Consider the following 13,456-nt stretch of genomic DNA (forward strand, 5'->3'; position numbering starts at 1 on the left):
CAGCGCGGATGGTTGCCAAGAGCATCTGTCCCACGCGGCCCGATGAGGCGTCCGCACGTCAGCGGGGGGCGTGGAGGCGCTGCTGGGCGTCGTCGAAGCCGAGGGTGACGACCTGCTCGACGGCGTCGGCGGCCTGTTCCAGGGTGACGCCGAGGTCGGCGCGCTCGCGGCCGGGGAAGTCGGACAGGACGAAGTCGGAGGGGTCCTGGCGGCCCGGCGGGCGGCCGATGCCCACGCGCAGGCGCGCGTAGTCCTTGGTGGACACGGACTTGCTGATGGAGCGCAGGCCGTTGTGACCACCCTCGCCGCCGCCGCGCTTGAGGCGCAGCTCGTGGGCAGGCAGGTCGAGTTCGTCGTGGATGACGAGCAGGCGGCTGGCAGGGTCGATGCCGTAGTAGGAAACGAGCCCGGCCACGGGGCCGCCGGAGAGGTTCATGAGCACCGAGGGCTCGGCCAGGATGACACGGGGGCCGGGGGCTCCGCCGGGCATCATGCCCAGTCGCCCCTCGGCCACGCGGGCGCGAGCCTTCTTGTGCTGGGAGAACCGGGACCCGGTGCGCTCGGCCAGGACGTCGAGCACCATGTAGCCGACGTTGTGGCGGTTGCGGGCGTACCGGGTCCCGGGGTTCCCCAGCCCGACGACGAGCCAGGCCTCACTCATGCACTCTGCCCCGGGGTGAGCCCGGCGCGGGCGGCACGGGTGGTGCGGGAGGCGCCTGCCGGCGCGTCGTCATGGCGGGACATGTCAGTCACGCGCGATTCACTCGGCCTCGGACTCGGCGTCACCCTCGGCGGGGACGACCTCGGGGACCTCGGAGGCGACGGCGTGCTCGTTGGCCACGTTGACCACGGCGGTCTCGGCGTCGGAGACGGCCTCGACGCCCTTGGGCAGGGTGATGTCGGCGATGGTCAGGACGGTGCCGGCGGCGACGTCGGTGATGTCGACCTCGATGGCCTCGGGCACGGAGACGGCCGGGGCGGAGACCATGACGGTGACAGCCTCGATCATGTGCATGGTGCCGGGGGCGGCCTCACCGATGACGGTGACCGGGACCTCGACGTCGACGCGCTCGTTGCGGTTCACCAGGAGGAAGTCGACGTGCTGCACGCCGAGGCGGATGGGGTGGCGCTGCACGTCCTTGGCCAGGGCCAGAAGGGTCTCGCCGCCGGCGATGTCCAGCTCGACCAGGGCGTTGTCGTTGCTGCGCAGGGCCAGGCGGGTGGCGTGCTCCTCGAGCAGGAGGTGGCGGGGCTCGGTGCCGTGGCCGTAGACGACGACGGGGACCTGGCCGGCGCGGCGGGCCTGACGGGCGGAGCCCTTGCCGAAGTCGGTGCGGTCCTGGGCCTTGAGGGTGATGGCGTTGTTGGCCATGTGGCTCTCCTTGCGGATGAGGCGGGGCCCGGTGCCCCGCGGCTGATGGTGGTCCGGCTGGGCGCGACGACGCGCAGTACCGCCAGGTACCACCACGTCGATCACGGATGCGCGCCTTGCTGGCGCGTCCCTCGCCGGGGCAACGTGGGCAAGACTACGGCATGGGCAGGCCGGGCGAACAGCCGCGCAGCCGGTGAGGCGCCCCACCTGGGGCCCGTCGCGGAGCTGGTACGCACGCTGAGCCCTTGTCAGACCGGACCGGCTCGCGCGTTCGTACCTTAGGTCGCGCGGTCGAGGGTTAAAGGTACGAACGCGCGCCCTACCCTACGAACGCGCGGATGCATCGGCCGGAGGTTCAGAATATGTGCTCGTTGGCCATGAGGATCAGGAGGTTGGCGTCGGCGCAGACCGCCGCCTGATCCACCCCGACACCGTCTGATCCATGGGCGTTCGGATCGTCTCGCATCATGTGCTTGACATCGAGGATCTCATCGGCCTTCTCCTTCGGGACCGTGGTGAAGACCTTGCCCACGGGGACGTACTGGCGAAGGTCCGGGTAGATGCCCGGGAGCGGATCGGCCTTTCCGGTCGAGGCCTCGGCGAGCGCCCGGGTGCTGGCAGGCTCGAGTGCCAGCACCCCGTGTATCCATATCGGGCGGTCCGGCGCGGGCAGGAGTTCGCGTTCCTCCTGCCAGTACTGCGCCACCCAGTGGGCCGAGGAGATGGTGATGCCCGGCATGCGCCTGTCGAGGCGTCCCAGATCGGTCCGGATCTCCAGCTTGTCGGGGACGTACTCGGTGAAGCTCGCGAAACGGCCATCCGACGTCGGCGTCGAACCCGACCGCGACCGGTCCTCCTGCGCTGAGGCACAACCGCCCAGCACCAGCGCCGCCCCGCCGACAAGACTCATGCCGACGACGCCGCGCCGCCCGTAGTCGGCCATGCTCGCCCCTCCTTCATTCCCGGTTCCGCCCGCGATCCGACCTGTCACAAGGCGCCGCGGGTGCAGCGAAGCCTACTCACGCGGTGCGACGAGGGCCCGTGATCACGGCGGTCGGCGGCGGGCACTTGTCCCCATGCCCCGGTCACGGGAGCACGCACGGAGCGCGGAACTGAGATCATCCGGAGGACAACGGCCACGAACCCACCAGCGCCGCCTCGCACTATTGGTGGCCCCCCTTCATCGACTACCAGAAAGCAGACCATGAGGTACTTCGCCGAGTACATCGTCGGCAGGAACGGCCCCATCGACGTCTTCCTGCAGCCCCAGACCCCGCAGCTCATTGCCGATGAGGTAGCCCGTAAGCTCACCTCACCCAACTACCTGGACGGCAAGAGGCACTTCGCCGTCGTGGTGTGGGCACTGCCCGACGGAATGACGCATATGGACGACGTCCCGGAGTCCTCCCCGGCGCGAGCCACCTTCATCCAGTGCGGCGGCTCCTCGGCAGCCATGAGCGTTGAGATCCGCGTGACCCACGAGGACGACTCCTACGAGCACTACGCCGTGGCCCGTGAGCCCGTCGCCGCCCCCGGAACGTGGACCACGATCACCTGGGACAACGGGGGTCCAGAGCCCTTCTCCCTGCGTCTGCACCCCGAGGAGGTCTTCACAGGTGAGCAGGCTGCACCCGTCTTCCGCGCCTACATCGAGGACGGGGCCCTTCCACCGGCCGGGCTCCTGCGCAGGCTCGACATCTAGCTCCCACCGAGCCCCTCATCCTCGTTACTGACAGCTCAATCACACTCCCCCACGAGTCGGCGGTCTTCCGCGCAAACGCCCGAACCTACAGTCCTGCGGCCGCGAGTGCGCGGCGCACAATGCGCCGAGCGGCGGCATCGTCAACCTCCTCGCGCCGGAAGAGAGTGAGAAAGTAAGTCTGCGCAGCAATCATCTCACCAATGGAGGCGACGACGGAGTGGTCGACGTCGTCAGCCACTTCTCCACGGGCGGCGGCACGAGCGAAGACCGGCTCGAAGCGCCGGAGGCGGGTGGCCCAGAACTGCGGCCAGTCGGAGAGGCGCTCTAGAACCTCCGGGGGCACGTGGATGAGGGCGCGAGCCATGGCGATCCCGAGATCCGTGCGCAGGAAGGCGGACACAGACACCGCTGTGGCGCACAGGTCACCCTCGAGGGAACCGGTGTCGGCCACATCGATGGCGCCCAGGCTGAGGTCCTGGGCGGCGTCGAGGATGAGAGCGTCAACGCCACGCCAGCGACGGTAGATCGAGGAGGCGTTGACCCCGGAGCGCGCGGCGACCTCGGCGATGGTGACCGCCTGGACCCCACCCTCTTCAAGCAGCTCGACGACGGCGTCCAGCAGTGCTCGACGCACGCGTGCGGAACGGCCGCCGGGACGGGGGCGCACCACGTTCTTGACGCACACCTCCGTCGCCTCACCTCCGCTACTCGGCTTCATGTCGCCAGCCTAGAGCAGCGGGTTGCCTCGACGGCGGATCGCACACTACAGTCCTAAACGCAACTTTCTTGCTTTTATAGATCAAGGGGCCCTCATGGACGTCACGTACGCACTCGACCTGGATGCACCCGCTATCGGCTTCCGCCGCCTGAGCAGCAACAGCTTCCTCAACCTGCAGGCCAACCGGTGGCTCGTCACTGAGCGGGCGGTCGCCGACTTCCTGCCGGTGGTGCCGCGCACCACCCGGATCGCCGACTGGGTGCGGACCTACCTGGACCTCGCCGATCGGGTCCGGGAGCAGGAGCACGATCTGGAGGCGGCCTTCTTCGCCCGCGGGGCGGAGTTCTTCATGCAACCCGGTAACCCGCTCAAGGCACCGACTCGTCGGAGGTTCGTCTCCTCTCTGCGACGCTGCTTCGCGCTGGAGCCCGAGCTCATCCCCTTCGAGGGCGGGTTCCTGCCCGCCTATGAGCTGACGGACCCCGACGCCGCACAGCCTCCACGAAGTACGTGGGTCGTCCTCGGCGGCTTCGACTCCTATATCGAGGAGACCTTCCCTGTCCTGGCCGCTGTGGCGAAGCGCGGACGGAGAGTCATCGCCTTCGAGGGCCCTGGCCAGGGCGGCACTCTGGAGGCCGATCTGGAGGCAGGTAAGTTGCCCGGACTCAGGACGGGACAGAGGCTCACCATGCGCACCAACTGGGCGGCGCCGGTCTCAGCGGTCCTGGACCACTTCGACATCGAGGAGACCACGCTCGTCGGCATGTCGCTGGGAGGCGGGCTCGTCATGCACGCCGCCGCCGGTGAGCCGCGAGTCAGGCGCGTCGTCGCCTTCGACGTGCTCGACGACTTCCTGGAGGTCCTCGTCTCCCAGGCGTTTCCGCCGGCTCTGGCGCGCGGTGCCGGGCGGTCTCTCGCACACCTCGAGCCGCTCATCACCCGGACTCCCACGAAGGTTCTCAACCGGGTACTGACCGAGCAGGCCCGCCGCAGCCCGGTGACCTGGTGGGGCATGTGGCAGGGCATGCACGTCACGGGGACGCACTCGCCCGCTGAGTTCCTGCGCGCTGCGGCCGCCTTCTCCACAGCTGGCGTCTCCCCCAGGATCGCCGGGGACGTCCTGCTCATGCAGGGTGCCGAGGACGAGTTCGTGCCGCACCACCAAATGATTCGTCAGGCCGAGCGCCTCACCGCCGCCCGCTCGGTAACCACCCGCACCTTCACCAGGGCCGAGAGCGCGGCGAGCCACTGCCAGACCGGCAACACCGGTCTCATGGCCCGCACGATCCTGGCCTGGGAGGAGGGTCTGTGAGGCACCGCCGGCTCCACGCGTTCGTACCGTAGGGGTCGCGGTCGTACCCTTTACCCCTCGAACGCACGACCTACCCTACGAACTCGCGGGCACGGAACATCGCTCAGGCCCGCAGGAGCTCCAGGCAGCGGCGCACGTCCTGGATCGGCATCTGGCCGGGGGCGGAGGCCCGGGCCTCTCCCTGCTCGTCGGGGACGACGGCGAAGGTCAGCGCCGACCCGAAGGCCGGCGCCACGCGGCTGACCGCCCCGAGCGCCCCCATGGACATGGCGGCCACGGGCACACCCGGGCCGGTGCCCTCTCCCCTGCCCGCCGTGGCCCGCGCGCACACGCCCAGGAGGCGGGCGACGTCGGCGGCGCTGGTGGGCCATACGGCGATCTTGGCCAGGTCGGCCCCCTCGTCGGCCATGCGGGCCAGTACCTTCTCAAGCACCTCATCGGGCGGGGTGGCCTCGAAGTCGTGGAAGGAGGCGACGACGTCGATCCCCAGCTCATGGGCCTGCTCGCAGACCCGCCTCAGGCAGCCGCGCTGGACCTCGACGTCGATGGCGGCCGGGCGACACTCGGGCGCCCAGTCGGCGAGCCCGTCGAGGACGGAGCGCAGGAGGGCGCCGTAGGCGGCGTCGTCCAGGTGGGCCCGGCCCCCCTCGGCGGCGGTGCGGCAGGTGAGCAGCAGGGGGGCTCCGTCGGCAGCGTTGACAGCATCACCCAGACCCCGCAGGCACTCCAGGGTCTGGGCCGCGGCGGTGGCCGCGTCCAGCGGATCGGAGGCGGGCGGCTGCGCACCGGTGGCCTTGGCGGAGGCGACCAGGGCGTCGACCTCCTCAAGCAGGTCGACGCGCAGCTCGAGGACGTCGGCACCGGCGTCGATGGCGCTGCGGGCCTGGGCCCGCGCGTGGGCGACGGTCGGCCCGGTCAGGGAGACGGCCACCGCGGGCAGGCCACCGGGGCCGGGGATGCGGCGCCCGCCCCAGGTCAGCGACGTCGCGCTCACGCCCGGGCCTCTTCGGTCGGCGCCTGCTCGGGCACGAGCGACAGGGCGATGCCGTCGAGGATGTCGTAGAGGCTGGTGGTGACCCGTTCCAGCGGCCGCCCGGCGGCGGTGGTCCGCTCCACCACGCGGGAGACGACCTCGCTCCATACGACGGCGCCGGCGGCGATGACGTCGCGGCGGCCGGGGGCCAGGTATCCCCAGGAGGCGCGCTGCTCGGCCGTGGAGTGGATGATCGCCTCGCAGGAGGCCAGGACCGTCTCAGGGCTCAGATCGGCGCCGTTCAGGGCCTGCGGGTCGAAGGCCTGAAGGTCCAGGGCGTGGGCGGTGACGGTGGTGATGGTGCCGGCCAGGCCGACCAGCCGCCCGGGGGCGGACAGGTCGACGACCCGCTCGGCCTCGTCGAGCAGGCCGCGCACCTCCGCCCGGGCGGCGGCCTCGGACTCGGGGGTGACGCCGCCTGCCAGGAAGCGTTCGGTGATGCGCACGCTGCCGGTGTCCAGGCTGATGGCGGCGCTGGGCTCGTCCACGCCCAGGACCAGCTCGGTGGAGCCGCCCCCGAGATCGACGACGAGTCGAGGCGCCGGCGCGCACTCGCCCTGTCCCTGGCCCGGTGCCTCGGCGCCCTCTCCCCCGCGGGCGCCCAGCAGGGAGCCGGTGAAGGACAGGCGGGCCTCCTCCTGGCCGCTGACGACCTCGGGCTCGATGCCCAGCAGGCGGCTCACCCCGGCCACGAAGTCCTCTCGGTTGCGGGCGTCACGGGTGGCGGAGGTGGCCACGAAGCGCCGCACGTCTCTCCCGGGGGCGACGCCCAGCTCGGTGCAGTCGGCGGCGTAGGAGGCCACGGCGGCCAGGGTGCGTTCGAGGGCCTCGGGGTCGAGCAGGCCGGTGCGGTCCACGCCCTGGCCCAGGCGCACGATCTCGTTGCGGCGGCGCAGCACCTCCAGGCGGGGGCGGCCGGAGTGGTCGCGGTCGGCCTCGGCGATGAGGAGGCGGATGGTGTTGGTGCCGCAGTCGATTGCGGCGACGCGGGTCATGGCGGCGGCCTCCTGGGCTGGGTCGGCAAGGTGAGAGCAGGACGGGTGAAAGTGCGGTCGTGCCTGAGGGCTCCTGGACGTACCTTAAGGGGCCGCCCCCAGGGCCGTCAGGCACGGCCACGAGGGGGCCGCAGCCGCCCCCGGCACGCGATCGCGCCCCAGGCGATCGCGGCTCTTGTGACCAGGACGTCCCTGCTGTTCAGCAGAAGCAGCGCTCAGGATCCCACAGTCCGCGCTCGCGCAGAGCCTCCAGCGTGCGGTCGCCGATGGGGTTGACGCCGGCCCCGGCGGCCAAGGTGTGCCCGAGCAGGGCGTGGAGGCACTTGACGCGCGTGGGCATGCCACCGGCGGAGACTCCCTCGATCTCGGCGACCTGCCCGAGCTCGGCGCGACGGGCCAGGTAGTCGGCGTGGGCGGCGGCGTAGGCGGCGGCCAGGTCGGCGTCGGCGGCCAGGTCGGCGTTGAAGGTCTCCATGAGGTGCTCTGCCTCCAGGGTGGAGCAGCCCTTCACGGCGGCCGGGTGGGTGAGGTAGTAGCTGGTCGGGAAGGGGGTGCCGTCGTCGAGGCGCGGGGCGGTGCGCACCACGGTGGGGCGCCCGCACACGCAGCGGGCCGCGATGGCGACGACTCCGCGCGGCACCCGCCCCAGCTGGTCGGCCAGGGCCTCGAGATCGGCCGACGACACCGACTCCTTCGCCTGCGTCTCAGGGGTGGGGCTCACGGGGTCTCCTTCGTCTGCGGGGTGGCGGCCGGTTTCGGCGTGGTCTTGGGCGGATCCGACGGCGCCTGGTTGGGCTCTCCGGTCGGCAGATCCTTCTGGGTGGGGTTGAGGGTCTTGCCGTCCGCGCTGCCGTTCGATCCTGCCGGTGCGGCGTTGCCGGCCTGGCCGGCGGCCCGCGAGGAGTCTCGGAGCTTCTGGTACCAGGGGGCGTCCTGGGAGGATGCGGTGGCCCCGCCGCCGGCCTCAGTCTGTTTCATGGAGTCCGCGCCGACGACGACGTAGCTGGTGTCGCCGGGCATGACGTAGCCGAGGCGCTCACGCACCTGGGACCGCACGTAGGTGTCGTCCTTCCACTGGGCCAGCTCGTTCTCCAGGGTGGTGGAGGTGTCGGAGGCCGCCTTGATCCTGTCGACGACGGCGTCGTACTGGGCCTGCTGGGACAGGTAGGCGCGCAGTGAGGTGAAGATGACGACGAAGGCCAGCAGGCACACGACCGCCAGGATGACGACCCTGGGCGGCAGGGCGCGCTCGGGCGCCGTCGTCGGCAGGCCCCGGGACTGGGAGTCGGACGAGCCGGAACCTGATCCGGTCGCGGATACCGCCCGCTCGGCCGGGACCTGACGGGGCCGGGCGCCGCCGGCAACGCGACGCGTCCCGGACTGGCTGGAGGAGGGGCGGCGTGGAGTCATACCGGCATCCTGCCTCACCGGGGCGCACGTGATAGCGCACCCCACCGGGCGCGTTGCTCACGGTTCGGTCATGAATCGCCCCTGGTGGGCGCATACCGGGCCTCGAGGACTGCACCCCGGGAAGCAGCCCGCGAGCACTGGACTGCTTCCGCGTGGCCGCGAATGCGGCGACACGGACGCAGACGACACTTCGGGGCAGGCGGGAGAACCCGTCTGCCCCGAAGCGGTGGTGTGCGTCGTCGAGTCGTGGCTGAGCCGTCGCGTCAGTCAGCGGCTCGACGTCGGCAGGTCGCCGTCAGGCTCAGGCCTGGAAGCGGGGGAAGGCGCCGGCGCCGGCGTAGACCGCGGCGTCGCCGAGGGCCTCCTCGATGCGCAGGAGCTGGTTGTACTTGTTGACGCGCTCGCCGCGGGCGGGGGCGCCGGTCTTGATCTGGCCGGAGTTGGTGGCCACGGCCAGGTCGGCGATGGTGACGTCCTCGGTCTCACCGGAGCGGTGGGAGGTCATGGACTTGTAGCCGGCGCGGTGGGCCATCTCGACGGCCTCGAGGGTCTCGGTCAGGGAGCCGATCTGGTTGACCTTGACCAGCAGGGCGTTGGCGGCGCCGAGCTTGATGCCCTTGGCGAGGCGCTCGGGGTTGGTGACGAAGAAGTCGTCGCCGACGAGCTGGACCTTGTCGCCGATCTTGTCGGTCAGGGCCTTCCAGTCGTCCCACTCGTCCTCGGAGAGCGGGTCCTCGATGGAGACGATCGGGAAGTCCTTCACGAGCTTCTCGTAGTAGTCGACCATGAAGGCGTTGTCACGGGCCTCGCCCTCGAACTGGTAGGTCTTGGCCTTCTCGTCGAAGAACTCCGAGGAGGCGACGTCCATGGCCAGGGCCACGTCCTTGCCGGGCTTGTAGCCGGCCTTCTCAATGGCCTCGACGATGAGCTCGAGGGCCTCGCGGTTGGAGTCGAGGTTGGGGGCGAAGCCACCCTCGTCACCCAGGCCGGTAGACAGGCCGCGCTCCTTCACGACCGCCTTGAGGGCGTGGTAGACCTCGGCCCCCATGCGCAGCGCCTCACGGAAGGTGGGGGCGCCGATGGGGGCGATCATGAACTCCTGGATGTCCACGTTGGAGTCGGCGTGGGAGCCGCCGTTGAGGATGTTCATCATGGGCACGGGCAGGACGTGGGCGTTGGGGCCGCCGACGTACTGGAACAGGTCCAGGCCGGCGGACTCGGCGGAGGCCTGGGCGGCGGCCAGGGAGACGCCGAGGATGGCGTTGGCGCCGAGCTTGCCCTTGTTGGGGGTGCCGTCGAGCTCGATCATGAGCTGGTCGAGGCCGCGCTGGTCAGCGGCGTCGAAACCGATGATCTCGGGGGCGATGACGTCGTTGACGTTGTCGACGGCCTTCTCCACGCCCTTGGCGCCGTAGCGGTCCTTGTCACCGTCGCGCAGCTCAACGGCCTCGAAGGCACCGGTGGAGGCGCCCGAGGGGACGGCGGCGCGAGCAGAGGCACCGTCCTCCAGGAGGATCTCGACCTCAAGGGTCGGGTTGCCACGGGAGTCGAGGATCTCGCGGGCGTGAACGTTCTCGATGAGGGCCACTTGGTGCTCCTTGCTGAGGGGATCGTGATGAGGTCGTCGGCGTCGGGCACGCTCGCGCGCGACTGCCGAATGCAGGATCAGCCTAGCGGGCCGACATCCCCACCACGAGGGCCATGGTCCTGAGGAATGCACAGTGTTCACGCCCGGCGAGAAACACTGGACGACGGCGACCCCTCGGTTCCGCCGTCGTCCTGGTGGCCCTGACGGACCTCCTACTGGCCGTTGGTCTCGGCCTGGTCGGCGCCCTGGCCGTTCTCGCCCGCTGCGCCGTCGGCCTGACCGGTGTCGCCCTGTCCGTCGGTCTGGCCGGAGTCGGCGGGCTGCTGACCGCCCTGCTGGGGTGCCTGCTGCTGGGGCTGCTGGCCGCCACCCTGCTGTGGGGCCTGTTGCTGGGGCTGCTGGCCACCTTGCTGGGGTGCCTGCTGCTGTTGCTGGGGCTGCTGCTGGGGCGCCTGCTGCAGGCCGCCTCCGAGGGGGCTGTTGGCGGACTCAAGGCTGGGATCGGTCTGGGTCCACCAGACCGGGCGCTCCGTGGGGTAGCGCGGGGAGAGGTCGCCGTCGAGCGTGCCGTAGACCTTCCTCAGGTCGGCGAAGACGGGCTGAGCCTGCTGCGACTGCTGGTGGAGCTTCTCGAACTGGCTGCCCATGACCTTCGCCCGCAGGTAGGTGATCGTTGTCGCCTTGCGGGGCTCGAAGCCCAGCTGCTCCTTGGCCAGCTGCACGATCTGCGCATCAGTGATGGTCAGGCCGTGGGCCTGGGCGACCTCAGACAGGATGGGCGCCTCGATGAGGGAACTGGCGATCTCGGAGCGCTTCGCACCCAGACGCTCCTGGCCCGTCTGGGCGGGAGCGGAGGCCATCTCCTTGGCCACGACGTCGATGTCCTTCTCACTGACGACGACGGAGTGCCTGGCCCCGTCCAGGCCGGTGTAGTGCATGTCGGCCGCCTGACCGGGGTGGTCGGAGCAGCCGGCGAGCGCCCCGACGGCGAGGAGGAGTGCAGCGCTGGCGGCGAGGACGCGCGTGCGTGCGGCAAGGCTTCGGGTCACGGTCTGCTCCTGGAGGGGGACGACGCCGGAGGGCGACATGGTGTCACGATATTTCTGCCCCTGACCCTACCGTTCCGCCTGCGACGACGCACGCAGCCGGCACTCCGATACCCGCCGTCAGCGGCGCTTGCGGTAGGTGGTGGCCTCGGTCTCGTAGGCGGTATCGCCCTCGACGACGGCGTGCAGGAGCACCTCGGCCCACCGCACGACCTCCTCGCCGGACAGCGCCGCCCCGCCCATGCGGTTGGTGCCCGGCGCGGGCACCACGATGGTGCGCGTGGCGGGCTTCAGCACGGTTCCCGGGTAAAGGCGGGTGACCTTCATGCGCGCCGACTCGGGCAGGTCCACCGGGGCGAAGCGCACCGACTTGCCCTGAGCCACGATCTCGCGCACCCCCAGCTGGGCGGCCAGGGCCCGCAGCCGCGCCAGCGCCGCCAGGCGGACGGTCGCCTCGGGCACGGGCCCGTAGCGGTCGGCCAGCTCCTCCAGGACGTCGTCGACCTGCTCGCCCGAGCGCGCCGCCGCGAACTTCGTGTACGCCTCCAGGCGCAGGCGCTCGTGGGGGATGTAGTCCTCGGGGACGGTGGCGTCCACGGGCAGCTCGATGCGCAGCTCGACGTCCTCGTCGTCGCCCTCCTCGAAGCCGACGGCGTCGGCCCCGGCCTTCCCGGAGCGGGCCAGGGCCTTCTTGTAGGCGGCCACGGCCTCGGAGACCATCCGCACGTACAGGTCGAAGCCGACCCCGGCGATGTGCCCGGACTGCTCGCCACCGAGCAGGTTGCCCGAGCCGCGGATCTCCAGGTCCTTCATGGCCACCTGCATCCCGGCCCCCAGATCGGTGTTGGTGGCAATGGTGCGCAGGCGCTCCAGGGCCGTCTCGGTCAGCGGCTTGTCCGAGGGGTAGAGGAAGTAGGCGTAGGCCCGTTCCCGGCCGCGCCCCACGCGGCCGCGCAGCTGGTGGAGCTGGGACAGGCCCATGCGGTCGGCGCGGTCGACGATGAGGGTGTTGGCGTTGGACACGTCCAGCCCGGTCTCCACGATCGTGGTGCACACGAGCACGTCGGTCTCCTTGCGCCAGAAGGAGTCGATGACGGCCTCGAGCTGGTGCTCGTTCATCTGCCCGTGGGCGGTGGCCACGCGCGCCTCGGGCACCAGCTCGGCCAGGCGCGCGGCGGTGGCGTCGATGTCCTCGACCCGGTTGTGGACGAAGAACACCTGCCCCTCGCGCAGGAGCTCGCGGCGGATCGCGGCGGAGACCTGCTTGGTCTCGTAGGCGCCCACGTAGGTGAGGATCGGGTGGCGGTCCTCGGGCGGCGTCGCCAGGGTGGACATCTCGCGCAGGCCGGTGACCGCCATCTCCAGGGTCCGCGGGATCGGGGTGGCGGACATGGACAGGACGTCCACGTTGGTGCGCAGCGCCTTGAGGGTCTCCTTGTGCTCCACCCCGAAGCGCTGCTCCTCGTCGATGATGACCAGGCCCAGGTCCTTGAACTTCACCTGGCCGGTGATGAGGCGGTGGGTGCCGACGACGACATCCACCGTCCCCTTCTCCAGGCCTTCGAGCACCTTGGCGGACTCGGTGGCGTCCTGGAAGCGGGACAGGGCCCCCACGGTCACCGGGAAACCGGCGTAGCGCTCGGTGAAGGTCTCGGCGTGCTGGCTCACCAGCAGGGTCGTGGGCACCAGGACCGCCACCTGCTTGCCGTCCTGGACGGCCTTGAAGGCGGCACGTACGGCGATCTCGGTCTTGCCGTAGCCGACGTCGCCGCACACGAGCCGGTCCATCGGCTGGGCCTTCTCCATGTCGGCCTTGACCTCGTCGATGGTGGAGAGCTGGTCGGGGGTCTCGGTGTAGGGGAATGCCTCCTCCAGCTCGGTCTGCCAGGGGGTGTCGGGGCTGAAGGCGTGGCCGGTGGTGGCGGCGCGGGCGGCGTAGAGGCGCACGAGCTCTCCGGCGATCTCGCGCACGGCCTTGCGGGCCTTGGACTTGGTCTTGGCCCAGTCGGCGCCGCCCATCTTGCTCAGGGCGGGGCTGTCGCCGCCGACGTACTTGGTGACCTGGTCCAGGGCGTCGGTGGGCACCAGGAGACGGTCGCCGGGCTGGCCGCGCTTGGAGGGGGCGTACTCGATGACGAGGTACTCGCGGGTGGCCGACGAGCGGGCCCCGCCCACGGTGCGCCGGCTCAGCTCGATGAAGCGCCCCACCCCGTGCTGGGCGTGGACCACGAGGTCCCCGGCGTGCAGGGACAGGGGGTCCACGGAGCGGCGGGCGCGGCG

General features: G+C 70.9%; 13 protein-coding genes. 2 read left to right on the forward strand and 11 right to left on the reverse strand.

The features are described from left to right. Nucleotides 1-58 precede the first annotated feature (58 nt). From pth to RIV12_RS10595, 3 genes are all read right to left on the reverse strand, one after another. On the reverse strand, nucleotides 59-661 hold the full coding sequence (gene pth / locus RIV12_RS10585; RefSeq protein ID WP_075418832.1) for an aminoacyl-tRNA hydrolase: 603 nt from the start codon (nucleotides 659-661) through the stop codon (nucleotides 59-61). 99 nt (nucleotides 662-760) lie between these two features. Next, nucleotides 761-1,372, reverse strand: coding sequence for a 50S ribosomal protein L25/general stress protein Ctc (locus tag RIV12_RS10590; RefSeq protein ID WP_309323735.1), 612 nt, complete (start codon nucleotides 1,370-1,372; stop codon nucleotides 761-763). Nucleotides 1,373-1,727: 355 nt separating this feature from the next. Further along, the gene (locus RIV12_RS10595) at nucleotides 1,728-2,315 is read right to left on the reverse strand and encodes a hypothetical protein (RefSeq protein WP_309323716.1); all 588 of its coding nucleotides are present in this window, start codon (nucleotides 2,313-2,315) and stop codon (nucleotides 1,728-1,730) included. Nucleotides 2,316-2,576: 261 nt separating this feature from the next. Here RIV12_RS10595 and RIV12_RS10600 point away from each other — a divergent pair, with 261 nt between their 5' ends. Next, a complete protein-coding gene (locus tag RIV12_RS10600; protein WP_309323718.1) occupies nucleotides 2,577-3,074 on the forward strand; it encodes an NTP pyrophosphohydrolase in 498 nt (165 codons plus the stop codon). Between the two features lie 85 nt (nucleotides 3,075-3,159). Here the strand turns inward: RIV12_RS10600 and RIV12_RS10605 are convergent, their stop codons facing one another. Then, nucleotides 3,160-3,792: a TetR/AcrR family transcriptional regulator gene (locus RIV12_RS10605; protein ID WP_309323720.1), complete on the reverse strand. Its 633-nt coding sequence runs from the start codon at nucleotides 3,790-3,792 to the stop codon at nucleotides 3,160-3,162. A 94-nt stretch (nucleotides 3,793-3,886) separates the two neighbouring features. Between RIV12_RS10605 and RIV12_RS10610 the strand changes: the two genes are divergently transcribed. Further along, entirely contained in the window at nucleotides 3,887-5,104 is a 1,218-nt protein-coding gene (locus tag RIV12_RS10610) for an alpha/beta fold hydrolase (protein WP_309323722.1), read from the forward strand. Between the two features lie 103 nt (nucleotides 5,105-5,207). On the opposite strand, the gene RIV12_RS10615 is transcribed toward RIV12_RS10610, so the two are convergent. From RIV12_RS10615 to mfd, 7 genes are all read right to left on the reverse strand, one after another. After that, nucleotides 5,208-6,098 (reverse strand): type I 3-dehydroquinate dehydratase, encoded by an 891-nt coding sequence (locus tag RIV12_RS10615; protein ID WP_309323724.1) that lies wholly within the window; start codon nucleotides 6,096-6,098, stop codon nucleotides 5,208-5,210. Then, nucleotides 6,095-7,132 carry a Ppx/GppA phosphatase family protein gene (locus RIV12_RS10620; protein WP_309323726.1) on the reverse strand — a complete coding sequence of 346 codons (1,038 nt, stop codon included), beginning with the start codon at nucleotides 7,130-7,132 and terminating at the stop codon, nucleotides 6,095-6,097. The genes RIV12_RS10615 and RIV12_RS10620 overlap by 4 nt, the downstream gene beginning before the upstream one ends. 199 nt (nucleotides 7,133-7,331) lie before the next feature. After that, a complete protein-coding gene (locus tag RIV12_RS10625; protein WP_075418838.1) occupies nucleotides 7,332-7,853 on the reverse strand; it encodes a DUF501 domain-containing protein in 522 nt (173 codons plus the stop codon). Continuing rightward, nucleotides 7,850-8,542 carry an FtsB family cell division protein gene (locus tag RIV12_RS10630; RefSeq protein ID WP_309323729.1) on the reverse strand — a complete coding sequence of 231 codons (693 nt, stop codon included), beginning with the start codon at nucleotides 8,540-8,542 and terminating at the stop codon, nucleotides 7,850-7,852. The genes RIV12_RS10625 and RIV12_RS10630 overlap by 4 nt, the downstream gene beginning before the upstream one ends. Before the next feature lie 301 nt (nucleotides 8,543-8,843). Then, complete coding sequence (gene eno, locus RIV12_RS10635) at nucleotides 8,844-10,130, reverse strand: phosphopyruvate hydratase (RefSeq protein ID WP_075418840.1); 1,287 nt, start codon at nucleotides 10,128-10,130, stop codon at nucleotides 8,844-8,846. Nucleotides 10,131-10,342: 212 nt separating this feature from the next. Then, complete coding sequence (locus RIV12_RS10640; RefSeq protein ID WP_309323731.1) at nucleotides 10,343-11,218, reverse strand: hypothetical protein; 876 nt, start codon at nucleotides 11,216-11,218, stop codon at nucleotides 10,343-10,345. A gap of 78 nt (nucleotides 11,219-11,296) precedes the next feature. Next, nucleotides 11,297-13,456 (reverse strand): transcription-repair coupling factor (gene mfd / locus RIV12_RS10645; protein ID WP_309323733.1); only part of this gene is annotated, 2,160 nt, incomplete at its 5' end.

The organism is Actinomyces stomatis (assembly GCF_031292835.1).
Lineage (GTDB): Bacteria > Actinomycetota > Actinomycetes > Actinomycetales > Actinomycetaceae > Actinomyces > Actinomyces stomatis.

Excerpts from the sequence above, each read along its gene's own strand:
- RIV12_RS10595 (WP_309323716.1), bottom strand. The coding sequence starts at position 2,315 with ATGGCCGACTACGGGCGGCGCGGCGTCGTCGGCATGAGTCTTGTCGGC.
- pth (WP_075418832.1), bottom strand. The coding sequence starts at position 661 with ATGAGTGAGGCCTGGCTCGTCGTCGGGCTGGGGAACCCCGGGACCCGG.
- RIV12_RS10605 (WP_309323720.1), bottom strand. The coding sequence starts at position 3,792 with ATGAAGCCGAGTAGCGGAGGTGAGGCGACGGAGGTGTGCGTCAAGAAC.
- RIV12_RS10610 (WP_309323722.1), top strand. The coding sequence starts at position 3,887 with ATGGACGTCACGTACGCACTCGACCTGGATGCACCCGCTATCGGCTTC.
- RIV12_RS10590 (WP_309323735.1), bottom strand. The coding sequence starts at position 1,372 with ATGGCCAACAACGCCATCACCCTCAAGGCCCAGGACCGCACCGACTTC.
- RIV12_RS10620 (WP_309323726.1), bottom strand. The coding sequence starts at position 7,132 with ATGACCCGCGTCGCCGCAATCGACTGCGGCACCAACACCATCCGCCTC.
- RIV12_RS10600 (WP_309323718.1), top strand. The coding sequence starts at position 2,577 with ATGAGGTACTTCGCCGAGTACATCGTCGGCAGGAACGGCCCCATCGAC.
- RIV12_RS10640 (WP_309323731.1), bottom strand. The coding sequence starts at position 11,218 with ATGTCGCCCTCCGGCGTCGTCCCCCTCCAGGAGCAGACCGTGACCCGA.
- RIV12_RS10630 (WP_309323729.1), bottom strand. The coding sequence starts at position 8,542 with ATGACTCCACGCCGCCCCTCCTCCAGCCAGTCCGGGACGCGTCGCGTT.